General features: G+C 66.2%; 18 protein-coding genes. 14 read left to right on the forward strand and 4 right to left on the reverse strand.

The features are described from left to right. Positions 1–162: 162 nt before the first annotated feature. The 4 genes from serS to dipM all read left to right on the forward strand — a co-directional run bounded on the left by serS (position 163) and on the right by dipM (position 5,349). Positions 163–1,683, forward strand: a complete 1,521-nt coding sequence (gene serS / locus ACW179_RS12465; protein ID WP_492059828.1) for a serine--tRNA ligase — start codon at positions 163–165, stop codon at positions 1,681–1,683. A gap of 176 nt (positions 1,684–1,859) precedes the next feature. After that, complete coding sequence (gene surE, locus ACW179_RS12470; RefSeq protein ID WP_492059829.1) at positions 1,860–2,669, forward strand: 5'/3'-nucleotidase SurE; 810 nt, start codon at positions 1,860–1,862, stop codon at positions 2,667–2,669. Beyond that, the gene (locus ACW179_RS12475; protein WP_492059830.1) at positions 2,666–3,325 is read left to right on the forward strand and encodes a protein-L-isoaspartate(D-aspartate) O-methyltransferase; all 660 of its coding nucleotides are present in this window, start codon (positions 2,666–2,668) and stop codon (positions 3,323–3,325) included. Before surE ends, ACW179_RS12475 begins: the two co-directional genes overlap by 4 nt. A gap of 101 nt (positions 3,326–3,426) precedes the next feature. Next, positions 3,427–5,349 (forward strand): cell division endopeptidase DipM, encoded by a 1,923-nt coding sequence (dipM, locus tag ACW179_RS12480; protein ID WP_492059831.1) that lies wholly within the window; start codon positions 3,427–3,429, stop codon positions 5,347–5,349. Between the two features lie 83 nt (positions 5,350–5,432). On the opposite strand, the gene ACW179_RS12485 is transcribed toward dipM, so the two are convergent. Further along, positions 5,433–6,557 (reverse strand): IS481 family transposase, encoded by a 1,125-nt coding sequence (locus ACW179_RS12485; protein ID WP_492059470.1) that lies wholly within the window; start codon positions 6,555–6,557, stop codon positions 5,433–5,435. A 791-nt stretch (positions 6,558–7,348) separates the two neighbouring features. Next, the gene (locus ACW179_RS12490) at positions 7,349–8,188 is read right to left on the reverse strand and encodes an ATP-binding protein (RefSeq protein ID WP_492064307.1); all 840 of its coding nucleotides are present in this window, start codon (positions 8,186–8,188) and stop codon (positions 7,349–7,351) included. A gap of 119 nt (positions 8,189–8,307) precedes the next feature. Between ACW179_RS12490 and yajC the strand changes: the two genes are divergently transcribed. The 6 genes from yajC to ACW179_RS12520 all read left to right on the forward strand — a co-directional run bounded on the left by yajC (position 8,308) and on the right by ACW179_RS12520 (position 13,071). Beyond that, on the forward strand, positions 8,308–8,616 hold the full coding sequence (yajC, locus tag ACW179_RS12495) for a preprotein translocase subunit YajC (RefSeq protein WP_492059832.1): 309 nt from the start codon (positions 8,308–8,310) through the stop codon (positions 8,614–8,616). A 56-nt stretch (positions 8,617–8,672) separates the two neighbouring features. After that, complete coding sequence (gene secD / locus ACW179_RS12500; RefSeq protein ID WP_492059833.1) at positions 8,673–10,274, forward strand: protein translocase subunit SecD; 1,602 nt, start codon at positions 8,673–8,675, stop codon at positions 10,272–10,274. Then, on the forward strand, positions 10,275–11,240 hold the full coding sequence (gene secF / locus ACW179_RS12505) for a protein translocase subunit SecF (protein ID WP_492059834.1): 966 nt from the start codon (positions 10,275–10,277) through the stop codon (positions 11,238–11,240). Continuing rightward, on the forward strand, positions 11,240–11,602 hold the full coding sequence (locus ACW179_RS12510; RefSeq protein ID WP_492059835.1) for an Mth938-like domain-containing protein: 363 nt from the start codon (positions 11,240–11,242) through the stop codon (positions 11,600–11,602). Before secF ends, ACW179_RS12510 begins: the two co-directional genes overlap by 1 nt. Before the next feature lie 70 nt (positions 11,603–11,672). Then, on the forward strand, positions 11,673–12,287 hold the full coding sequence (locus tag ACW179_RS12515) for a urate hydroxylase PuuD (RefSeq protein ID WP_492059836.1): 615 nt from the start codon (positions 11,673–11,675) through the stop codon (positions 12,285–12,287). 70 nt (positions 12,288–12,357) lie between these two features. Beyond that, positions 12,358–13,071: a squalene/phytoene synthase family protein gene (locus ACW179_RS12520; protein WP_492059837.1), complete on the forward strand. Its 714-nt coding sequence runs from the start codon at positions 12,358–12,360 to the stop codon at positions 13,069–13,071. Positions 13,072–13,086: 15 nt separating this feature from the next. Here ACW179_RS12520 and ACW179_RS12525 read toward each other — a convergent pair whose 3' ends face one another. Further along, positions 13,087–15,159: a S9 family peptidase gene (locus ACW179_RS12525; RefSeq protein WP_492059838.1), complete on the reverse strand. Its 2,073-nt coding sequence runs from the start codon at positions 15,157–15,159 to the stop codon at positions 13,087–13,089. Positions 15,160–15,445: 286 nt separating this feature from the next. Here ACW179_RS12525 and lpxC point away from each other — a divergent pair, with 286 nt between their 5' ends. The 3 genes from lpxC to recN all read left to right on the forward strand — a co-directional run bounded on the left by lpxC (position 15,446) and on the right by recN (position 19,146). Continuing rightward, positions 15,446–16,342: a UDP-3-O-acyl-N-acetylglucosamine deacetylase gene (gene lpxC, locus ACW179_RS12530; protein ID WP_492059839.1), complete on the forward strand. Its 897-nt coding sequence runs from the start codon at positions 15,446–15,448 to the stop codon at positions 16,340–16,342. A 108-nt stretch (positions 16,343–16,450) separates the two neighbouring features. Next, positions 16,451–17,368 carry an outer membrane protein assembly factor BamD gene (locus ACW179_RS12535; protein ID WP_492059840.1) on the forward strand — a complete coding sequence of 306 codons (918 nt, stop codon included), beginning with the start codon at positions 16,451–16,453 and terminating at the stop codon, positions 17,366–17,368. Positions 17,369–17,448: 80 nt separating this feature from the next. After that, on the forward strand, positions 17,449–19,146 hold the full coding sequence (recN, locus tag ACW179_RS12540) for a DNA repair protein RecN (protein ID WP_492059841.1): 1,698 nt from the start codon (positions 17,449–17,451) through the stop codon (positions 19,144–19,146). Here the strand turns inward: recN and ACW179_RS12545 are convergent. Beyond that, a complete protein-coding gene (locus ACW179_RS12545) occupies positions 19,143–20,279 on the reverse strand; it encodes an acyltransferase family protein (RefSeq protein ID WP_492059842.1) in 1,137 nt (378 codons plus the stop codon). The two genes, recN and ACW179_RS12545, sit on opposite strands and share 4 nt — an antisense overlap. A gap of 121 nt (positions 20,280–20,400) precedes the next feature. Between ACW179_RS12545 and ligA the strand changes: the two genes are divergently transcribed. After that, on the forward strand, positions 20,401–22,752 hold the full coding sequence (ligA, locus tag ACW179_RS12550; protein ID WP_492059843.1) for an NAD-dependent DNA ligase LigA: 2,352 nt from the start codon (positions 20,401–20,403) through the stop codon (positions 22,750–22,752). Positions 22,753–22,755 lie beyond the last annotated feature (3 nt).

Below are 22,755 nucleotides of genomic sequence, written 5' to 3' on the forward strand. Positions count from 1 at the left end.
GTCGCACTCTGCTGAATATTCAGATTGCTGAAAGGTGCCGGTTTCGAGGGCAGGGCGAGGCGCATTGCCGGAAGACGCGCCTGCGACCCTGAAAAGGTTGGCGCCTTGGGCGACGCGCCTTAGAGAGGGCCTTTCCTTACGTTCCTGTTCGAGCCCGCTCCGATGCACGACATCAAGGCCATTCGCGACAATCCCGAAGCCTTCGAAGCCGCCTGGTCGGCCAAGGGGCGCTCGGGCGCGGCCGCCGAGGCCGTGAAGCTTGATGCCCAGCTGCGCGCGGCCCAGACGGCGCTGCAGGAGAGCCAGGCCAAGCGCAACGAAGCGTCCAAGCGCATCGGCATGGCCAAGGCCAAGAAGGATGAGGTCGAAGCCCAGGCCCTGATGGCGCAGGTCGAGACCCTCAAGGTCCTGATGGCCGACGCCGCCGTCCTGGAGGCGCAGGCCGGCTCCGGGTTGAAGGACCTGCTGGCGTCGCTTCCCAACATCCCGGCCCACGATGTGCCGCCCGGCGAAGACGAGCACGGCAATATCGAGATCCGCCGCTGGGGTGACGCCTCCAGCCTGCCCGCCGGCCGCCTGAACGCGCCCAAGGATCACGTCGACCTGGGCGCAGCGCTCGGCGGCATGGACTTCGAAGCCGCCGCCCGCATGAGCGGCGCGCGCTTTGTGGTGCTGAAGGGCCAGATCGCCCGGCTGGAACGGGCCCTGGGCCAGTTCATGCTGGACCTGCAGACGGTGCAGCACGGCTATGTCGAGGTGAGCCCGCCGCTGCTGGTGAAGGACGAGGCGCTGTTCGGGACGGGGCAACTTCCGAAGTTTGAAGAGGATTTGTTTCAAACGACAGATGTCGATTGGTACAAAGCCGATGCAGCGCGTCACAAAGCCGAAATGGATTTCTGGAACGTCGAAGCTTGGGAGATGTCTGACCGGCTCGCCGAGCTAAAGGCAAAAAAGCTCCCGAAAGACGAAGAACGCATCAGCTACGATGCAATAACTCGGTCGAGTGTCGGGCAAATGCTCGGCCTTGGCCAAGCGGCAATTGAGGATTATCGCCGGACCGCACCAAGACAGCGCCGCTGGCTGATCCCCACCGCCGAAGTCTCCCTGACCAACATCGTTCGCGAGCAGATCACCGACGAAGCCGAGCTGCCCCTGCGGATGACGGCTCTCACGCCCAGCTTCCGCTCCGAGGCCGGTTCGGCTGGCCGTGACACGCGCGGCATGATCCGCCAGCACCAGTTCTACAAGGTCGAGCTGGTCTCGATCACCACGCCCGAAGAGTCCGAGGCCGAGCATGAACGCATGGTCGGTTGCGCCGAAGCGGTGCTGAAGGCCCTGAACCTGCCATTCCGCACGATGCTGCTGTGCACGGGCGATATGGGTTTTGGCGCGCGCAAGACCTACGATCTCGAGGTCTGGCTGCCCTCGCAAAATACCTATCGCGAGATCAGTTCGTGCTCCAACTGCGGTGACTTCCAGGCGCGCCGAATGAGCGCCCGCTACCGAAAGACGGGCGAGAAGGGGGGGCACTATGTCCACACCCTGAACGGCTCGGGCCTGGCGGTCGGCCGCACCCTGGTGGCGGTACTGGAGAACTATCAGGACGAAAGCGGCCGCATCACCGTGCCCGACGTTCTGGTCCCCTATATGGGCGGCGTTACGCACATCGGGGGTGAGGGGTGATCCCGGCTTGCGATCCTTCTCCCCTTGCGGGAGAAGGTGGCCTGCGAAGCAGGTCGGATGAGGGGTTGAAGATCGTTTCAGCCGCTTTTCTGACCTGTGCGCGCGACCCCTCATCCGTCGGCTTCGCCGCCACCTTCTCCCGCAAGGGGAGAAGGCAGGGTAGGGAGGGCTAGGTTATGCGCATCCTCCTCACCAACGACGACGGCATTCACGCGCCGGGCCTCGCCGCGCTTGAGACCATCGCTCGCGCGCTGAGCGACGATGTCTGGATCTGCGCGCCGGAATACGAGCAGTCGGGTGCCAGCCGGGCCCTGACCCTGGCCGACCCCCTGCGGGTGCGCAAGCTCGACGCCCGCCGCTTCGCCGTCGAGGGCACGCCCACCGACTGCGTGATGATGGCCGTGCAGCAGCTGATCGACGGCCCCGCGCCGGATCTGGTGCTGTCGGGCGTCAACCGGGGCCAGAACCTGGCCGAGGACGTCACCCTGTCGGGCACGGTGGCCGGTGCCATCGAGGGCATGGCCCTGGGCATCCGCGCCATCGCCCTGTCCCAGAGTATCAACTACTTCCACGACGAGGTCGTCGCCCACTGGGAAACGGCGGAAACCTACGGTCCGGGCATCATCCAGCGGCTGCTGGAGGTGGGCTGGCCCGACGACGTGATCATGAACGTCAACTTCCCCGCCTTGCCGCCGCAGCAGGTCACCGAGGTCGAGGTCACACGCCAGGGCTTTCGCGACGGCCACCTGCGCCACTGGGACAAGCGCACTGACCTGCGCGGCCGCGACTATTACTGGATGGGCTTTACCGCCAAGGCGTTGGACCCCAAGGCCGGCACCGATCTGAAGGCGGTCTATGACGGCAAGATCTCGGTCACGCCCCTGCACATCGACCTGACGCATAACGAGACCGTCCACGCCCTGAAGGGCGTGCTGGGCGGCGCGCCCCCCAAGGCTCCCGTGGTCAAGCTGGGGTCGCGTCCATGACCGGAAAGGCCAAGGCCGCCCCGTCCACTGACCTGCCGCGCCTGATGCAGGCCCTGCGCGACCAGGGGATCACCGATCCCCAGGTGCTGGCCGCCATCGAAAAGACCCCGCGCGACCTCTTTACGCCGGATCTGTTCAAGGATCGCTCGTGGGAGGATTCGGCCCTGCCCATCGCCTGCGGCCAGACCATCAGCCAGCCCTATATCGTGGGCCTGATGACCCAGGCCCTGACCATCGAGCCGCGCTCGCGGGTGCTGGAGATCGGCACGGGGTCGGGCTACCAGACCACCATCCTCAGCCACGTCTCGCGGCTGGTCTATACAATCGAGCGCTATCGCACCCTGATGAAGGAGGCCGAGGCCCGCTTTGCGAAGCTGGGCCTGACCAATGTCATCACCAAGTTCGGCGATGGCGGCGAAGGTTGGGCCGAACAGGCGCCGTTTGACCGCATTATGGTCACGGCGGCGGCAGAAGATGATCCCAAGCGGCTGTTGACCCAGCTCAAGCCCAACGGTGTGCTGGTCGCGCCGGTCGGGAAGGGGCCGGTTCAGAGCCTGCGCAGGTATGCGGGCGACGGGCAGGGCGGTTTCACGGTCGAGGCCTTGTGCGACGTGCGGTTTGTGCCGCTGCTGGACGGCGTGGCTCGCGACCAGTGACGACGAGATTTCCGGGCTCCGTTTGATACGGTCGCCTCATGTTTAATGATTGATTTACCCTTGCGGGGCCGTCTGGACGATCCGCAAGGAAAGGAGAGGCTATGAGGCAGTTGTGGACGCGCGCGGCGGTGATCGCCCTGACGGCTGGAACGCTCGCTGCCTGCGAGACGGCCTCAGCGCCGCTCTATCCGGCCCGCGAGGGCCAGGCCCCGGGTCTGCCGCCACGGGCCCCGATGCCCAACTTCCCCATCGTCGAGGCGCAGGCCCAGGCCGTTTCGCCTCAGGATGCGCCGATCGACACCGCGCGCCAGCCCAGCGAGGCCGTGCGTCGCGAGCCGATCCCCGACGCCGTTCCGGAGGCAACCCGCCCGCCCGCGTCGGTGCAGAGCCAGGCCTTGCCCGCCCTGACCCAGATCGCGCCGCCGCCCGAGGTCGAGGCCCGTCCGGCGCCGGTGCCGGCTCCTGTTCCCGTCAAGCCGCCCGCGCCGGTGGTGGTCACCACCGTGACCGGCCCGGTGGTCTCGGTGACCGGCAAGCCCAGGGTCTATGTGGTCAAGTCCGGCGACGCGCTGGACGCCATCGCGCGCGGCATGGGCACCACCCGCGCCGATCTGGCCAAGGACAACGACCTTGAGCCGCCCTATCGCCTGAAGCTGGGCCAGTCGCTGAAAGGCCCTGCGACCAACGGCAAGGCCTATGTCGTCCAGACCGGCGACACCATGACCGCCATCGCCAAGCGCTTCAACGTCACGGCCGCCGCCCTGGCCGACGAGAACGACCTGAAGACTGGCGCAGGTATTAAGAAGGGCCAGAAGCTGCTTCTGCCGGCCGGCTTCAAGGACAAGGGGCCGATCAAGACCACCGTGCCGGGGACGGCCTCCAGCACGCCTGTCCTGGCCGGCGCTGCGCCCGGACGCGCCACGGCCTCGCGCCCTGCCGAAACGCCGCGCGTTACGCCGGTCGCCAGCGAGCCTGAGCCCGAGCGTGCCGCGCCTGTCACCACGACGACCACCACGACCAGTGTCACGGGGGCCGTGGTCACGGTCACCGGTCCGCGCCAGAGCTATTCGGTGAAGTCGGGCGACACCCTTAGTTCAATCGCCCGTCGCTTCGACATGAGCGTCAGCGATCTGGCCGACGACAACAAGTTGGATGCCGACAAGACCCTGCGGCTGGGCCAGAAGATCAAGGGGCCAGCGACCTCGGCCAAGGCCTATGTCGCCCAAAGCGGTGACACCCTGAGCGCCATCGCCAAGCGCTTCAACGTCACGCCCAAGGCCCTGGCGGCCGAGAACGACCTGAAGATCGCCGCCACCCTCAAGAAGGGCCAGAAGGTCCGACTGCCGGACGGCTACAAGGATCGCGGACCGATCAAGACGACCACCACCAGCACGGCCCGGCCGGCCGCGACTACCGTGGCTCAGGCCCCGGTCGCGGCTGAAAAGCCTGCCCTGACGCCGTCGGCCCCTGTGCCCTATACGGCCGGCAACCGCCCCGTTTCGCCGCCGGCCACCAGCTATCCGCGCCCTGCAGCGCCTGTTGCGGCCCTGCCGGTCAACCCTTCGCCCACGCGGCCGATCATCGAGACCAGCGCGGCCCCGACCGAGGCCGAGATCATCGCCTCTGGCCGTGGCAGGTTCGCCTGGCCGTTGCGCGGCGAGGTGATCTCTGACTTCGGCGTCAAGGGCACGGGCCAACGCAATGACGGCCTCAACATCCGCGCCGCTGCGGGTACGCCTGTGCTCTCGGCAGCCGATGGCGAGGTTGCCTATGCGGGCAACCAGGTCCCGAGCTTCGGCAATCTGGTGCTGGTCAAGCATGCCGACGGCTGGGTGACGGCCTATGCCCATCTGGGCTCGACCGACGTGAAGATGCGTCAGCCGGTCGCCAAGGGGCAACAACTGGGCACGGTGGGCTCCACCGGCGGGGTGACAGAACCCCAACTTCATTTCGAGATGCGCTTTGCCCCGACGGCCAAGGACAAGGCCCGTCCGATAGACCCGGACCTGGTTCTGCCGAGATAGGGGCTCAATGAGATCCTCCCCCTTGTTTGGACCGGGGACATCCGTGACAGGTGTTCGGAGACATCCGTGACAGGTTGAGGATGCTATTTTGCGGTCCTCAGGTCGATGGTTTTGAGACGTTGGGTCTGGAAGAAGACGTCGAAGACGCCATCGGTCTGGGTGGCTCGCAGGGCGACAGCTTTTCCAGCGAAGGCTTTTGGGACCTTGAGCGGACGGTTGGCAAAACTGAGATGGCCCCCTTGCTGGACCCGGCGAACCTGGTCGTCGGGTCCGTACTCGAAGGGCGGGATGACGGGCTGGTAGGGCCTTGGACTGTGTCGGTAGCGATCGACGGGAACCGCCATGTCCAGGGCCTGGTGAGGCCGGACCAGATTGTAGATGTCGCGCCAGTGATCGAGCGCGCGGGCCGCATGGTCGAGGGTCTCGAAGGGGGTGCTCAGGGCCTCGGCCTTTAGGGTGCGATGGAAGCGCTCGTCCTTGCCCAAGGTCTGGGGATGATAGGGCCGGGAGTGGCTGATGCGCACGCCCAGCTCGATCAGCCACACGCCCAGCGGGGTGTAGGGATCGCCGGGGCCGTTGCCCCAGGGCGAGCCGTTGTCGGTGGCGATGCGCCAGGGCAGACCATAGCGCGTAAAGGCCTGGATCAGTTGATCCTTGACGGTCTGGGTCTTCTGGTTGGCGCAGGCGGCCAAGACCACGGCAAACCTCGAGTGGTCGTCCAGCACCGTCAGGGGATGCAGTCGCCCTGAGCCCAGGGCCACGTGGCCCTTGAAGTCCATCTGCCACAGATCGTTGGGCTGGGGATGCTCGAAGCGGATGAAAGGCTGAGCGCCGCCGCCTTCACCGCCCAGCGCCACACCACCCCGGCGCAGGATCTGGGTTACCGTCGAGGGGGCTGGAGCCTCAAGCCCCTCACGCCGCAGCACCGCCGCGATCTTGCGGCCACCCCAGGCCGGATGCTCCGCACGGACCTGAAGCGTCGCATCCTCAACCGCCGTCTCCGTGCGCCGGGGCGAGGTCCGCGGTCGGCGAGATCGCGCCTCAAGGCCCGCATCGCCTTGCTCCCGATAGCGCGCCATGAGCCGGTAGCCCAGCGTCGCGCTGACCCCGAACCGCCGGCAAAGCTCCCGCCTGTTACAGCCTTCAACCAAGGCCAGCCGTACAAACTCCCGTTTGCGATCCATCGCAGACACCCCCGTGAACGGCATCCCGACCTCCCTCTGAGATCGGAAAATGTGTCACGGATGTCTCCGAACACCTGTCACGGATGTCCCCGGTCCAAACACCCCTCAAGGGGGAGGTGTCGCCGCAGGCGACGGAGGGGGTAGTGCTGCTGACTCTGTGCGGTCTTCCCCCTCCGGCCTGACGGCCTCCTCCCCCTTCAGGGGGAGGATTTATGGGGATACAGCGTCCTCCATCCCCGGCGCATCGCCCACAAACCCCAGCCAATTCAACGCCCTGCAAATATCTTGCAGCGCGCCATCAGACGCACTCAGAACTACCCCCATACTCAGTGCTGTCCCCGTCGCAGGGGGAGGGCGCTTGGTACCGGCCCGAAGCGGCGATGGGGATGAAGCTGAGCGGGGCCGCGCGGTCACGCGGGCAAGACGGAAAGTGGGCTGTTCGTTGGATTGATCCGGGGCCACCGGAGGTCTTGCTTTCGAGACAGCGCGGAACGACAGGGCGGTGATCGTAAAGCCGTCTATCGCGACCCGTCGGACCCCTCACGGCTGTACCGCAGGGGTTGGGCGTGCCCGTCCGGGGGACAATTGGGGGCCAGAGCTGAAACAGCGCTCGCGAGCTCGCCATCCTCACGGTCAGAACAGCTTCTGCGAAGCGGAAGAGACGAGCCGAAACGCACACAATACACATCACGGTCCCCGGGTTCGCCCCGGCCGCTTCGCGCCTCCCCAACCCCTTCAGCGGCTCGCGCCGCGTGAGGCGGGAAACTTGTGGCTGCCGAGCAGATGCTCCCCCAGAGGGGAAGGATCTCCGGAGACTACCCCGGCAGTCCCTTGCCCAGTTCACCTGCCAGGTCGCGGATGAACTGCCAGGCTACGCGGCCAGACCGCGCGCCGCGTAGTTGCGACCACTGCAGGGCCCGGCGGTCGAGGTTTTCGACGACCAGGTCGAAGCGCTCGGCATAGCTGCGGATCGCTTCCAGATAGGTGGGCTGGTCCATGGGCGGGAAGCCGATCCACAGGCCAAAGCGGTCAGAGACGCTCATCTCCTCCTCAGCATCTTCGGCAGCGGCGATGGCACCCTGGCTTTCGACATGGTCGCGCGGCATCAGGTGGCGGCGGTTGGAGGTGGCGACAAAGAGTACGTTTTCCGGCGGGCCGGCCACGCCGCCCTCCAGCGCCGACTTCAGGGCCTTGGCGGCGGCTGCGCCGTCCTCGAACGACAGGTCGTCGCACAGCACCACGAAGCGCTCGGTGCGCTGGCGCAGCAGATCAAAGAGCGGCGGCAGGGCCGCGATCTCGTCGCGATCGATCTCGACCAGCTTGAGCTCGGGATAGTCGGCGCTGAGGGCCATGAAGCCGGCCTTGGTCATCGAGCTCTTGCCCGTGCCCCGCACGCCCCACAGCAGCACGTGATTGCAGGGCAGGGCGTCGGCGAAGCGCTTGAGGTTCTGGACAAACCGGTCCTTCTGGCGCTCGACCCCGACCAGCAGGTCCAGGGCCATCGGATAGTCGGGGGCGGCGATGAAGGCGTCGCGGGCCGAGTCGTGCCGAAACAGGCGGGCCGCGCTGAAGTCCGGCTGCGCCTTTTGCGGCGGCGCCAGGCGCTCCAGAGCGTCTGCGATACGGGCGAAAAGCGGGGCGTAGGCGTCGGTCATCATGTGTGCTCCTAACCACACCTCGCCGTCATTGCAAAAGAAGAGGCGAGCGCATAGCTTCCGCCGACTTCGCGCGACCCCATATGGCAGGCGCGGCCCTAGAATTTTTTGGAGACGTCATGCCCGGTGGCCTGAGCGCACAGTTGATGCAAATCGCCCCCATCCTTCTGATGGTGGTGCTGTTCTATTTCATGCTGATCCGTCCGCAGCAAAAGCGGGCCAAGGAGCATCAAGTGATGCTCTCGAACCTGAAGCGCGGCGACAATGTCGTCCTGTCCAGCGGCATGCTGGGCAAGATCGTTCGCGTCGAAGACAAGGAAGTCGGCGTCGAGATCGCCCAGGGCGTCACCGTCAAGGTGGTCAAGGGCATGATCTCGGAAGTCCGCACCAAGGGCGAACCGGCTCCGGCCAACGACCCCAAGAGCTGATCGACCCAAACGCCCCGAACGAGACGCCGCAAGGCGTCGTCCAGAGCCTGTAATCCATGCTGACACTGTCCCGCTGGAAGATCATCGTCGTCACCCTGGCGGTGATCTTCGGCATCGTCTTCACCCTCCCGAACCTGCTGCCGCAAAGAACGCTCGACGCTCTGCCCGGCTGGGTTCCCAAGCAGAAGCTCAACCTGGGTCTCGACCTTCAGGGCGGATCCTATCTGCTGATGGAGGTTGATACGGCAGCGCTGCGCCGCGAACGCCTGACCAATCTGGTCGAGGATGTCCGCACCAGCCTCCGGGGCGAGCAGATCGCCTTTGGCGACCTGCGCGAAGCGGGCGGCGTGATCAACGTGCGCATCGCCGACGCCGGCAAGGTCAATGACGCCGCCAACCTGCTTCGGCAGTCGGTGGGATCGCCCCTGGTCGGTGCTGTCGGCGGTCGTGACATCTCGGTCGCCACGCGGGACAACCAGGTTCTGGAGATCAGCTTCGTGGCCGAGGCCGCCAAGGCCGACGCGGCGATGGCGGTCGAGCAGTCGATCGAGACCATCCGCCGCCGGATCGACAGTCTGGGCACCAAGGAACCGACCATCACCCGTCAGGGTGTTGACCGGATCGTTATTCAGGCCGCTGGCGAAAGCGATCCTGAAAAGCTCAAGGCCGTGATCGGCAAGACCGCCAAGCTGACCTTCCAGATGGTCGACGAGAGCGTCACGGCCGAAGACATGGCAGCCGGGCGCATCCCGCCCGGCTCGGAAATGCTGCCCAGCGAAGACGCCTATGCGCCGGCCTATGTGGTGCGCAAGCGGGCCGTGGTGTCGGGCGACGAGTTGACCGATTCCCGGCAGACCTTTGACTCCCAGAGCGGCAACCCGGTCGTGTCGTTCGCCTTCAACGGCCAGGGCGCGCGAAAGTTCGGTGACGCCACGGCGCGTAACATCGGCAAGAAGTTCGCCATCGTCCTCGATGGCAAGATCATCTCGGCACCGGTCATCAATGGCGCCATCAGTGGCGGTTCGGGCATCATCACCGGCAATTTCACGCCGGAGAGCGCTGCCGAACTGGCTCTGCTGCTGCGGTCAGGGGCTCTGCCCGCGCCGCTCAATGTCGAGGAACAGCGCACGGTCGGTGCCGAACTGGGCGCTGACGCCGTGAGGGCAGGGGCGATCTCCACCCTGGTGGCCTTTGTCACCATCGTGGTCTTCATGCTGCTGTCCTATGGCCTGCTGTTTGGCGGCATTTCGGTCATCGCCCTGGTGATCAACTGCACGATGATCATTGCCGCCATGTCGCTCACCCAGGCCACACTGACCTTGCCCGGCATTGCCGGCCTGATCCTGACCCTGGCCGTGGCCGTGGACGCCAATGTCTTGATCTATGAGCGGATGCGCGACGAGGCCCGGGCCGGAAAATCGCCGATCATGTCGGCCGATGCGGGCTTCTCGCGCGCCATGACCACGATCATCGACGCCAATGTCACCACCTTGGTGGCGGCGGGCATCATGTTTGCGTTCGGCGCCGGCCCGGTTCGAGGCTTTGCCTGGACCCTGTCGATCGGCGTGTTCACCTCGGTGTTCACCGCCGTGCTGGTCAGCCAGCTTCTCATCGGCTGGTGGTTCCGCGCCGCCCGCCCCAAGAAACTTCCGATCTGAGTGAGCGCACCCATGGCCTGGCCCCTGATCAAGCTGCTCCCGCAGAAAACCAACCTCACCTTCGTCAAGTTCGCGCGCATGATGGCGCTGATCAGTACGGCCCTGGTGGTCGCCTCTCTGGTCGGCGTGTTCAAGCCCGGGCTCAATATGGGCATCGACTTCAAGGGCGGGTCCGTCATGGAAGTGTCGACCGCGCCGCGCGCGGTTGACCTGGCCAAGGTGCGCACCACCCTGGAAGCCCAGGGTCTGGGCGATGTGCAGGTGCAGGCCTTCGGTGCCGCCGACCGCGCCCTGGTGCGGTTCCAGACCCCCGCAGGCGGCGACGCCGGCGTCACCCTGACCAATGTCAAGACCGCCCTGAAGCAGTCGCTGGGCGACCCGGTGCAGTTCATCAATCCCTCGGCGGTCGGCCCCAAGGTGTCGGGCGAGCTGTTCCGCAGCGGTATCATCGCCCTGGCGCTCGCGATCGGCCTGATGTTCCTCTACATCTGGTTCCGCTTCGAGCCCCAGTTTGGCCTCGGTGCCGTCGCGGGCTTGCTGCACGACCTGATCCTGACCTTCGGTTTCATCGTGCTGTTCAAGATCGAGTTCAGCCTCAACACCGTCGCGGCCCTGCTGACCGTGATCGGCTATTCGATGAACGACACCGTGGTCGTGTTCGACCGCCTGCGCGAGAATCTGCGCAAGTACAAGAAGATGCCCCTGCGCGAAGTGATCGACCTGTCGATCAACGAAACCCTGTCACGGACCATCATCACCGGCGTCACGGCGATCATGGCCCTGGGCGGGCTGGCGGTGTTTGGCGGCGAGGCGCTGTTTGGCTTCTCGGTCGTGATGATCTTCGGCATCGCTGTCGGCACCTATTCGTCGATCTATGTCGGCGCGCCGATCATCCTGCTGTGGGGCGTCAAGCGCGGCGATGAAGAGGCGACGCCGATCAAGCTCGGCGCGGCCTCGCGTCCGTAATGGCCGAGGCGCGGCGTCCCCCCTCGATCGACGCCTGGGGCGGCGGCGGTTTCCGGGTTTCCGGCGACTGGCGCCCCGGCTCGCTGCTGGTCATCGACGATCAGGCGCGCGACTGGTCTGTAACCAGCCTCGCCGACCTGACGCCCGAAGACTTCGCCCCGGTGCTGGCCGCCGGCGGCGCGGTGGAGTTCGTGCTGCTGGGCGGCGGGCTGGTCAACGCCCTGCCGCCCAAGGCGGTGCGCGAGGCGCTGAAGGCGGCCGGGGTCGGGCTGGAGTTCATGAGCACCGAGGCCGCCGCCCGTACCTATAACGTGCTGGCCAGCGAGGGCCGGCGGCTGGCGGCGGCCCTGATCGCCGTCTGAACGGCGGCTTTGCCCGACTCTCCGAAGAGGCCTATAGCTGTCGCAAGGGCTTAAACATCAGGGGGCTGAAATGGTCGGGCTGCTATCCAATTTCCGTAACACAATCATCCTCAGCTTCGTGCTGGCGATTGTGATTGTCTTTGGCTTTGGCCATGGACCGCATGGTTTCGACGGTTCCTATTTCCAGGCCGTCTTCCGCTGGCTGCACGTGTTCTTCGGCATCCTGTGGATCGGGCTGCTGTACTATTTCAACTTCGTGCAGATCCGCGTGATGCCGCAGATCCCGGCCGAGCTGAAGCCGGCCATCTCCAAGTACATCGCGCCGGAAGCCCTGTTCTGGTTCCGTTGGGCCGCCCTGGCCACCTGGGTCATGGGCGTGATCCTGGCCGTCAACCGTGGCTATTTCGCTGAAGCGGCGACGATGGGTCTGTGGGGCGGCTATGAAAAGGGCGTCGACATGGGCTTCACCTTCATCGGCCTGGGCATGTGGCTGGCGACGATCATGTTCATCAATGTCTGGGGCGTGATCTGGCCAAACCAGAAGCGGGCCCTGGGCATTGTTGAAGCCGACGCTGACACCAAGGCCAAGGCCGCCAAGATGGCCATGCTGTTCAGTCGCATCAACACCCTGCTCAGCATCCCGATGCTGGCGACGATGGCGATGTATCAGACGCTGTTTGGCTAACCCCAACGGCGACAATCCTGTAAGGGGAGGGCCCGCCGGTGCCGGCGGGCCTTCTTTCGTTTTGAGACTCATGGCCGACACCGAAACCCTCGACGATCTCGTCCGGCGCGTCGATCCTGACCGCTGGCTGGCCAGCCGCTTCATCGCCGGTCCTGCGGCGCGGGCCGACGTGATCGCGCTTTACGCCTTCAACTATGAACTGGCCCGAGTGGCCGGCGGGGTCTCCAACGCCCTGATGGGCGAGATCCGCCTGACCTGGTGGCGCGAGGCCATGGAAGAGATCGCGGCCGGCAAGACGCCTCGCAAGCATCCCACCGTCGAGGCCCTGGCCGCGTCTGGCCTTGATCCCCTGGCCCTGGCCGCCATGGCCGAGGCCCGGTTCGCGGATCTCGATGAAGGCCCGCTGGCTGGGGAGGCCGCAGTGCTGGCCTATGTCGACGCCACCGCCGGCGCTCTTGCAGTGCTGGCCGCGCGGCGTCTGGACGCGTCGTCCGACCCCCATGCGGTCAAGGGCGCGGCCCGGGCCTATGGCCTGGCGGGGCTGTGGCGATTGAGACTCATCGGCAAATCCCGTCTGCCCGAGGACTGGACGCAGGCCGACGTCGCCGCCCGCGTTGCGGTTCAGCTCAGGGCCGCTCGAAGTGAAGTTCGGAAGCTGCCAGTCGCCGCCTTCGCCGCCGTCGCGCCTGCGGCCTTCGCGGGCGTCTATCTCCGCGATCGTATCCCTGGTGAGCTCGAAAAAAAGGCCCGCCTCACCTGGTCGGTGGCGACGGGCCGGTTGTAGGGCTTCGGGGGCGGATTACTTCTTTTCCGCCGTCCACTGGTTGAGCCAGTCCAGCACTTCCTTGTGCCACTGCACCGAGTTCTGGGCCTTCAGCACCCAGTGGTTCTCATTGGGGAAGTACAGCAGCTTGCTGGGCACGCCCTTGCGCTGCAGGGCCGTGAAGGTCGAAATGCCCTGTTCCAGCGGCACGCGATAATCGAGCTGGCCCTGCACGACCAGGGTCGGCTTGGTCCAGTTGGCCACGTGGTCGGCCGGGTTGAACTTGTCGTAGGTATTGCCGGGTGCCCAGGGCGTTCCGCCATTCTCCCACTCGGTGAACCACAACTCCTCGGTGGAATAGCCCATGAAGCGGGTGTCGAAGATGCCGTCGTGATTGACCAGGCACTTCCACGGCTCGTTCCAGTTGCCGGCGATCCAGTTGACCATGAAGCCGCCGTACGAGGCTCCAAGCGCGCAGGCACGATCACCGTCCAGGAAGCTGTAGGTCTTGAGGGCGTGGCTCCAGCCCTTTTGCAGGTCTTCCAGCGGGCGGTCGCCCCAGTGCTGGCTGATCGAATCCGTGAAGGCCTGACCGTAGCCCGTGGAGCCATGGAAATCGATCATCACCACGGCATAGCCGGCGGCGGCATAGGTTTGCGGGTTCCAGCGGTACGACCAGCCGTTTCCGAACGAGCCTTGTGGCCCGCCATGGATCAGGAAGGCGACGGGATAGCGCTTGGCCGGATCGAAATTGGCGGGCTTGACCACGAAACCGTAAACCGTCTCGTCGTTCCAGCCCTTGAAGCTGAACTGTTCAGGCTCGCCCCAGGCGACATCCTTCAGGCGCTCGGCGGTGACGCTGGCGACCTTCACCGCCGGGCCCTTGGCGGGCAGGAAGAACAGCTCGGACGGGCTCTTCAGCGAATCCTGGGCATAGATCAAACCCTGCGGCCCAACATCGAAGGCGCTGACATGGCCCTCGCCGGTGACGGGCGTGACCTTGCCGGTCTTGACGTCGATGGCGAAGATCCGGGCCTGGCCCACGTCCTGAGCGGTGGCATAGATCGTTTTGCCGTCGGGGCTCCAGGCGACAGCGTCGGCTGAGCGGTCCCAGGTCGGCGCCAGTTCACGCTCGGTGCCGGTGGCCTCGTCACGCAGCATGATGCCGAAGCGGTCGGCCTCAAAGCCTGGACGCTTCATCGCGCGATAGGCGCTCCACTTGCCGTCGGGCGAAAACGCCGGCGCGGTGTCCCACGCCTTGTTGGACGAGGTCAGGGTCCGGGGCGCGGTCGATCCGTCCAGCGGCGCGGTCCAGATGTCGAAATTGGTGGTCCAGGCCTCGTCTCGCCCCGCCAGCTTGGCCGAGAACGTGACCCTCTTGCTGTCGGGCGTGATGGTGAAGTCCTCGTCGCCGCCGAACGGCTTGGTGGGCACGTCACCGTCGAAGCCTGGCGTCAAGGCCACAGGCGCGCCCGAAGCGACGCCCTGGTCGTCCAGCTTCAAGGCGAACAGGTGGTTCTTCGTTCCGTCGGCCCAGGTGTCCCAGTGGCGGATCAGCAGCTTGTCATAGACGACGCCGGTGGCCTTGCTGGCCTTCTTCGCGTCCAGTCGCGCTTGCGTACAGGCCAGTTCGCAGTTGGGGAACACCGCCTGGCTGATGACCAGGGTCTTGCCGTCCGGCGATACCTTGAAGGCACCGACATCGAACGGCGCGCGGGTTACCTGAACGGCGGCCTCACCGGTCACGTCAGTGCGAAACACCTGATCGGTTCCACCGGCGCGGCTTGAGACAAAGTAGATCGCCTTGCTGTCGGCCGACCAGCGCGCGCTAGAGGCCCCACCATCCGACACCACCAGCCGGCGCGGTGCCGTGCGCGCCTTCAGGTCGGCGATCCAGATCGACATCGAGGCCTTGTTGGCGTCAAAATCCATCGTCCGCACGGCATAGAGCACATGGCGGCCGTCCGGAGAGACGCGTGGATCGCTCAGCCGGTCCAGGCTGGCCATCTCCTTGGCCGTGAAGCTGCGGGTCTGCGCGGAAGCCGCGCCGCCGGCGAGGGCAGCGGTGAGGGCAATGGCCGAGACGGCCAGACGCAAGGTCTTGATCATGAAACGCGAAATCCTGGCGACAGTGTTCCTGAAAGGCGGGCAGAGCCTATCGGTCAGTTGCGCGTTACGCCAGAGCCGAGGCATGGCCTTGCGAACCGAGTTCATCGGACGATGATTGAATTTCTGTGACCAAATCATGTCCGGAAAAAGACACGATTTCAAAGGCTTGTATGGTAACAATCCGAAACAGGACTTGCATTGCCGCACTGCGGCATAGGTTTTAGAGGTGCAATGGGGCGTACAGCGACCGGAAGAGTCGCTGATGTCAAACCAACAAGGGTCTCAAGTGTCGGCTTCGGCTTATTTTCAGCACACGGTCGCAGGACCGGTGATCTTCGCAGGGATCGGCCTGCACACGGGGCAACACGTGCGCGTCGCCGTGCGCCCGGCCGCCATTGATGCGGGCATCACCTTCGTGCGCACCGATGTCCATGACCGCGACAACCGCGTGCCGGTCAAGGCTGACGCCGTCTGCCAGACCCAGCTGGGCACCGTGATCAACAACGCCGCCGATGTGCGCGTTTCCACCATCGAGCACCTGATGGCGGCCCTGGCGGCCCTGTCGATCGATAATTGCGTGGTCGAACTGGACGGGCCCGAGGTTCCGATCATGGACGGCTCGTCCGAGCCCTTCGTGCAGATCCTGGATCGCGCCGGTCGTCGCAAGCAGGAAGCCGCCCGCAAGTATATTGAGATCCTTGAGCCGATCCTGGTGGAGGAGGGCGACAAGCGCGCCAGCCTGGAACCGTCGGACCGCTTCGAAGTCGCCTTCGAAATCGCCTTCGGCAGCAAGGCCATTGGTCGCCAGCGCGTCGACCTGACGGTCGATGAAGACTCATTCCGCGCCGAGCTGTCGAACTGCCGCACCTTCGGCTTTGTGCGCGACGTTGAGGCCCTGCGCGCCATCGGCCTGGCCCGTGGCGGTTCGATGGATAACGCCGTGGTCATTGACGGTGACCGGGTGCTCAATCCCGAAGGTCTTCGCCGTCCTGACGAGTTTGTGCGCCACAAGGCGCTGGACGCCGTGGGTGACCTTTATGTTCTGGGCGCGCCGATCATCGGCCGCTTTGAAGGCGTTCTGGCCGGTCACGGCCTCAATAACGCCGTGGTTCGGGCGTTGCTGGCCAAGCCGCGCGCCTGGCGCCTGCGCAACCATGCGCCGGTCCTGGCCCAGGCTGTCTGAATAAGCGCGACCGACGCCGGCCCGCCTTCGCATTTGCGCCCCAAGCGGCGTGGTGTAGAAGCCTTGCACGGCGCTCTGGGCGCGCGTTTGCTTCGAGGGTGATAGTCCGTGCTGCTTAAATTTCCGGGACGTTCGGCCGTTGCTGTCGCCGCCCTTGTCGTGGCCGTCTCGGTAGCTGGCTGCGCGGGCAAGGCCAAGAAGCCGACCCTGGTCTATGAAGAACGCCCCGTTGAGCTGTTGTACTCGACCGGTGCCAACCGGCTGGACCGCGGCAACTGGAACGAGGCCGTGGACTATTTCCGCGAGGTCGAGCGCCAGCATCCCTATTCGGAATGGTCGCGCCGTTCGATTCTGATGACCGGTTTCGCCCACTATCAGGGCAACCAGTACGCCGACGCCATTGCTGACGCCGACCGCTTCGTGTCGCTGTATCCGGGTAATCCGTCAGCCTCCTACGCCTACTATCTGAAAGCCGTCTGCTACTTCGAGCAGATCGTCGACGTGAACCGCGACCAGGCCGCCACCGAGCAGGCCCTGGCGGCGCTGCGCGACGTGGTCCAGCGCTATCCCAATTCGGAATATTCGCAGGACGCCCGCCTGAAGATCGACATGGTCAATGACCAGCTGGCCGGCAAGGAAATGGCCATTGGCCGCTACTATCTGCGCCAGGGCCAGACCCTGGCTGCTGCTGGCCGCTTCCGCACCGTGATTGACCGTCACCAGACGACCTCGCACACGCCCGAAGCGCTGTTCCGCCTGGTTGAGGCCTATCTGACCCTGGGCCTGACCGAAGAGGCCAAGCGCAATGGCGCGGTGCTGGGCTACAACTTCCCGGGTGATCGCTGGTACGCCGATGCCTACAAGCTGCTCAACGACCAGGGCCTGCGCCCCGCCGTCGAGCCCCTGACCCCCGGCGCCAAGAAGAACCTGCTGGATCGTCTGGTCCACGACAAGAGCGCCACCCTGACCCCGCCGGGCGAAAAGCCGGCCAAAAAGGGCGGCGTCCGGGGCCTGCTGGGCCTGTAGATCAGGTTTTAGAACACTTGTGGAACATCGCGTGCGCAACACGCTTTGAGAAACAGTGATTCTGGGCGATTCTACTTGCCATGCTCATCGGCCTCTCCATCCGCGACGTCGTGCTCATCGAGAGCCTGGATCTGGCCATCGGTCCGGGCCTCACAGCCCTGACCGGTGAAACCGGGGCGGGCAAGTCGATCATTCTCGACGCCCTGGGCCTGGCGACCGGCGCGCGCGCCGACGCCGGGCTGGTGCGACGCGGGGCCACTGGCCAGGCCTCGGCCACGGCCATCTTCGCCCTGACCGCTGATCACCCCGCCTTCGCCTATCTCGACGACAAGGGCCTGGACTACGGCCGGGACGAGGATCTGGTCCTGCGTCGCCAGCTGTCGGCCGATGGCCGCTCCCGCGCCTTCGTCAACGACCAGGCGACCAGCGTGGGCGTGCTCAAGGACCTGGGTGCGATGTTGCTCGAGGTGCATGGCCAGCATGAGACGGTCGGCCTGCTGGACCCCCGCACCCATCGAACCCTGCTGGACGCCTTTGGCGGCGTTGCCGTCTCGGCCGTCGCCTCGGGCTGGAGCGGTTGGCGCGCGGCTCGCGAAAAGGCCGAGGCGTTGCGGGCTCTCGCCAACCAGGCCGCCGCCGAAACCGAGGAACTGACCCTTCGCTTGTCGGAGCTGGATCGCCTCGATCCTCGTGAGGGCGAAGAGACCGCTCTGGCCGAGGAACGCGCCCTGCTGGGTTCGGCTGAAAAGGCTCTGGCCGATATCGCTTCCGCGCAGGACGCTCTGGGCGGCGACGCGCTGTCGGGCAAGCTGGCCCAGGCCTATCGCGCCCTGGAGCGGGCCCGCGAGCGGGCCCTGCACGCCGGGGCTCCGGCCGATGGCGTGGCCATGACCCGCCTGATGGCCGCCTGCGACGCCGTCGACCGGGCGCTGGTCGAGGCACAGGAAGCCAGCGCCGCCATCGACGCGGTCGCCGACAGCTTTGAGTTCGAGCCCGACCGCCTGGACAAGACCGAAGAGCGCCTGTTCGCCCTGCGCGCCATGGCCCGCAAGCTGAACGTCGCCGTCGAAAACCTGCCCGGCCTGCGCGCGGAATTCGCTGCCAGGCTCCAGGCCATCGAGACATCGGGCGAGGCCCTGAAAGCCGCTGAGGAAGAGGCCGCTTCGGCGCGTGACGCCTATGTGTTCGCCGCCCAGGCCCTGACTGCCGAGCGTCGCGCCGCCGGCGACCGGCTGGCCAAGGCGGTCGAGGCTGAACTGGCGCCGCTGAAACTGGAAAAGGCCCGCTTCCGCGTGGCGGTCGAGCCGCTGCCCGAAGAACGGGCCGGCCCGACGGGCGTGGACCGCGTCGCCTTTGAGATTTCGACCAACCCGGGCGCGCCGTTCGGGCCGATGGAGGCCATCGCGTCTGGCGGCGAGCTGGCGCGTTTCGCCCTGGCGCTCAAAGCGGCCCTGGCCGGCAAGGGCGGCGGCCCTCAGCCGCTGATGATTTTCGACGAAGTCGATCAGGGCGTCGGCGGCGCCGTGGCCGACGCCGTGGGTCTGCGCCTGAAGCGACTGGCTCAGAACGCTCAGGTGCTTGTGGTCACCCACTCGGCCCAGGTCGCGGCCCGCAGCGACGCCCATTGGCGGATCGCCAAGTCGGGCGATGACCAGTCGACCCGCACTCGCGTCGAGCCGTTGTCGGCGGCCCAGCGCCAGGAAGAGATCGCGCGGATGCTGTCGGGCGCCGAGGTAACGGAAGCCGCTCGGGCGGCGGCCCGCGCGTTGATCGGCTAGATCTGCGGCTGCAGCACGGCGGTTGGCTGGCTCTGTGGCTTTGCAGCCAGCAGACGCCCCTTCACCCACATCTGAAGCGGCGCATCCACAAGCCGCTCGAACAGCCAGGCGGCGACCACGCAGGCGGGCAGGGCCATGGCCCAGGTCAGCCACAGGGCCGGGGTGTCGAGGTTCAGCTTTTCGGCCAACAGGCGCGTCACGCCAAACCAGACGATGGCGAACAGGTGGTTGGTCAGGAATAGCGAGAATGACAGCCGTCCCGCCGAGCCGGCCCAGCGCCAGCCCTTGGGCGGCGAGGCACCGGCGGTGAAGATCAGCAGGCCCAGCAGGGCCAGGCTCAGATAGTCGAACCGTCCCAGCAGTTGCAGACCCACGACGCCGACGGCGGCGGCGATGGACATTGCGTCGGCCCATCGGCCCTTCAGGGTGACGGTCTGGGCGACGCGCGCGATCAGCAGGCCGACCATGAACAGCGGAATGCCCCGGATCAGGCCAAAGCGCAGGGGAAGCTGAAAGCCAGGCAGGCCGATGACGGCCCGTACGGCCAGATCGATGGCGACATAGACGGCCAGTCCGACCGCCAGGGCGATCCAGGGTGAGCGGACCCGCATCAACAGGCGCCAGGCCATCGGAAACAGGGCGTAGCAGACGATCAGGACCGAGAGGGTCCAGGTCGGGATGTTCCAGCCCGACGGTCCTGGCGCGAACCAGGCCTGTACCAGGAAGATCTGGGGCCACAGCTGGCTCCGCTGGAACCATTGCGGGTTCTGGGGCTCAAGGCCGATGGCGCTGGTGCTCAGGAAGAAGGCGACGAAAGCGACCAGCACCACCAGGTGGGCGGGCCAGATGCGCAGAACCCGGCGCTTGAGGAACTCACCCAGCCCCACGCCGCCACTGACTATCCGCGCGCCATAGGTGCGAGCCAGCACATAGCCTGACAGCATCAGGAAGAAATCAGTGGCCAGATAGCCCCGGCTCAGGGCCGGATGAACCTCGAACAGCGGCAGGGGCGCGCGTTCGGCCACATGATAGAGCACGATGAACATCGCTGCCATGAACCGCAGCAGGTCCAGCACGCCGTCGCGCGAGAGCGTAGCTGCGCCGTTTCGGGAAAGCGGGACGGTCGGGGTCATCAGAACGGGCTCCTAGATGCCCTGCTCAGCAAGCCTCGGGCCATGGCTTGCGCAGGAGGCAGCGGCGCGGCAGGCGGCGAGGTGCTAGATTGTCTCCAACCTCGAGCCGCCGGATTCGCCCGTGACCCCGACCCCCGTCGCCGACCTTTCCGAAGCCCAGGCCGCTGAGGCGCTGGCCCAACTGGCCGATGAGCTGGCCGCCCACGACCTGCGCTATCACCAGCAGGATGCGCCCACGATCAGCGACGCGGAGTATGACGCCCTCAAGCGCCGCAACCTCGATATCGAGGCGCGGTTTCCGCATCTGATCCGCGAGAACTCGCCGTCGATGAGCGTCGGCGCGGCGCGGGCCGACCAGTTCTCACCGGTCGAGCACGGCGTACCGATGCTGAGCCTCGACAACGCCTTTTCAAACGACGAGGCCATCGAGTTCGACGCGCGGGTGCGGCGGTTCCTGCGCCTGTCGCCCGACGAGCCCCTGGCCTATACGGCCGAGCCCAAGATCGACGGGCTTTCGGCCTCGCTACGCTACGAGAAGGGCGTCCTGGTCCAGGGCGCGACGCGGGGCGACGGCAGGGTGGGCGAGGACGTCACTGCCAATTTGCGGACCATCGCCGACATTCCGCACCGCTTGAAAGGCTCAGGCTGGCCCGACGTGATCGAGGTGCGCGGCGAGGTCTATGTCGAACTGGCCGCCTTTGCGGCCTTCAACGCGGCGGCCGAGGCGGCGGGTCAGCGCACCTATGCCAATCCCCGCAACTTCGCCGCCGGCTCGCTGCGCCAGATTGATCCGAAGATCAGCGCCCAGCGGCCCCTGCGGTTCTTCGGCTATGCCTGGGGGCTGGTCAGCGACAGCTTTGCCGAAAGCCAGTGGGACGCCCTGGCCAAGCTGGAAGCGTGGGGTTTCGTGACCACGGCCCCGCCGGCTCGCCAGGCCCTAAACGCGCAGGGGCTGCTCGACGCCTATGCCGCGTTCGAGATCCTGCGGCCCACCCTGGATTTCGACATCGACGGCGTTGTCTACAAGGTCGATGACCTGGAGCGGCAGCGTCGGCTGGGCTTCGTGTCGCGCTCGCCACGCTGGGCCATCGCCCGCAAGTTCCCGGCCCAGAAGGCCCGGACAGTCCTTGAGGCCATCGATCTGCAGGTCGGTCGCACCGGCGCGATCACCCCGGTGGCGCGGCTCAGGCCCGTGACCGTCGGCGGTGTCTCCGTAACCAACGCCACCCTGCACAACGGCGACGAGATCGCTCGGCTGGACGTACGGGTGGGTGACACCGTGGTGATCCAGCGGGCCGGCGACGTGATCCCGCAGATCGTCGAGGTGGCGCTGGACGCGCGGCCCGATCCCGCGCCCGAGCCCTATGAATTTCCGCATGTCTGCCCGTGTCCCCTGAAGACGCCGTTAGCGCGCGAGACCAATGCGTCGGGCGCGGAATCGGTCGTCCGCCGCTGTACGGGCGAGTTCGCCTGTCCGTTCCAGCGGGTGGAACACCTGCGCCACTTCGTGTCGCGCCGGGCCTTCGATATCGAGGGGCTGGGCGAGAAGCAGCTTCAGGCCTTTTTCGATGAGGGCTGGATCAAGGAGCCCGCTGACATCTTCCGCCTGGCGCGGGACGAGGAGAAGCTGGCGGTCCTGCGCGAGCGCGACGGCTATGGCGAAACCTCGGTGACCAACCTGGTCAAGGGCATAGAGGCCCGCCGCGCCATTGGCCTGGACCGCGTGATCTACGGCCTGGGCATGCGCGATATCGGCGAGACCACCTCGACCGTGCTGGCCCGCCACTTTGACAGCTTCGCTGACCTCCAGGCCGCCGCCGAGGCCGCCGCCACGGGCTTGCCCACCGCGACCTATCTCGAGCTCTCGACCGCGCCGGGCGTCGGCCCCAAGGCGCTGGACCTGCTGGTCGAGGTCGGCAAGGGCGGGCTGAAAGCCGATCCGTGGCCAGAGGCTGACAGTCTGGAGATCAAGATCGGCCACGCGGCTCCCAAGCTGACCAAGCCGGCCCGCGCCGCCCTGACCGAGCGCTACGGAACCTGGGACGCCTTCGCCCAGGCCCTGGCCGAGGCCGCCAATGGCGCGCCGGGCGAAGACTACCTGCATCTGGCCGCTGTCGATGGGGTGGGCCCGGTTGCCGCTCAGTCCCTGGCCCGATTCTTCAGCGAGGATCATAACCGGGACAAGGTGAAGAGCCTGGTCGATGAACTCACGATCGAGGCCGTCGCCAAGCCCAAGACCGACACCGCCGTGGCCGGCAAGACCGTGGTCTTCACCGGTGCGCTGGAGAAGATGACCCGCGACGAGGCCAAGGCTCAGGCCGAAGCGCTGGGCGCCAAGGTCGCCTCGTCGGTCTCGAAGAAAACCCATCTGGTGGTGGCCGGCCCCGGCGCGGGCTCCAAGCTGAAAACTGCCACCGAGCTGGGGATCCAGGTCATGACCGAGGACGAATGGCTGGCCATGGTCGCTCCATGAGGA

It is taken from the genome of Caulobacter sp. AVps18 (assembly GCF_058681425.1).

Bases quoted from the DNA above. Each gene is read 5' to 3' on its own strand.
- surE (WP_492059829.1), top strand. From the start codon at position 1,860: ATGCGCATCCTCCTCACCAACGACGACGGCATTCACGCGCCGGGCCTC.
- ACW179_RS12525 (WP_492059838.1), bottom strand. From the start codon at position 15,159: ATGATCAAGACCTTGCGTCTGGCCGTCTCGGCCATTGCCCTCACCGCT.
- ACW179_RS12490 (WP_492064307.1), bottom strand. From the start codon at position 8,188: ATGACCGACGCCTACGCCCCGCTTTTCGCCCGTATCGCAGACGCTCTG.
- secD (WP_492059833.1), top strand. From the start codon at position 8,673: ATGCTGACACTGTCCCGCTGGAAGATCATCGTCGTCACCCTGGCGGTG.
- ACW179_RS12545 (WP_492059842.1), bottom strand. From the start codon at position 20,279: ATGACCCCGACCGTCCCGCTTTCCCGAAACGGCGCAGCTACGCTCTCG.
- ACW179_RS12510 (WP_492059835.1), top strand. From the start codon at position 11,240: ATGGCCGAGGCGCGGCGTCCCCCCTCGATCGACGCCTGGGGCGGCGGC.
- ACW179_RS12485 (WP_492059470.1), bottom strand. From the start codon at position 6,557: ATGCCGTTCACGGGGGTGTCTGCGATGGATCGCAAACGGGAGTTTGTA.
- serS (WP_492059828.1), top strand. From the start codon at position 163: ATGCACGACATCAAGGCCATTCGCGACAATCCCGAAGCCTTCGAAGCC.
- ACW179_RS12520 (WP_492059837.1), top strand. From the start codon at position 12,358: ATGGCCGACACCGAAACCCTCGACGATCTCGTCCGGCGCGTCGATCCT.
- recN (WP_492059841.1), top strand. From the start codon at position 17,449: ATGCTCATCGGCCTCTCCATCCGCGACGTCGTGCTCATCGAGAGCCTG.
- yajC (WP_492059832.1), top strand. From the start codon at position 8,308: ATGCCCGGTGGCCTGAGCGCACAGTTGATGCAAATCGCCCCCATCCTT.
- dipM (WP_492059831.1), top strand. From the start codon at position 3,427: ATGAGGCAGTTGTGGACGCGCGCGGCGGTGATCGCCCTGACGGCTGGA.
- ACW179_RS12475 (WP_492059830.1), top strand. From the start codon at position 2,666: ATGACCGGAAAGGCCAAGGCCGCCCCGTCCACTGACCTGCCGCGCCTG.
- ACW179_RS12515 (WP_492059836.1), top strand. From the start codon at position 11,673: ATGGTCGGGCTGCTATCCAATTTCCGTAACACAATCATCCTCAGCTTC.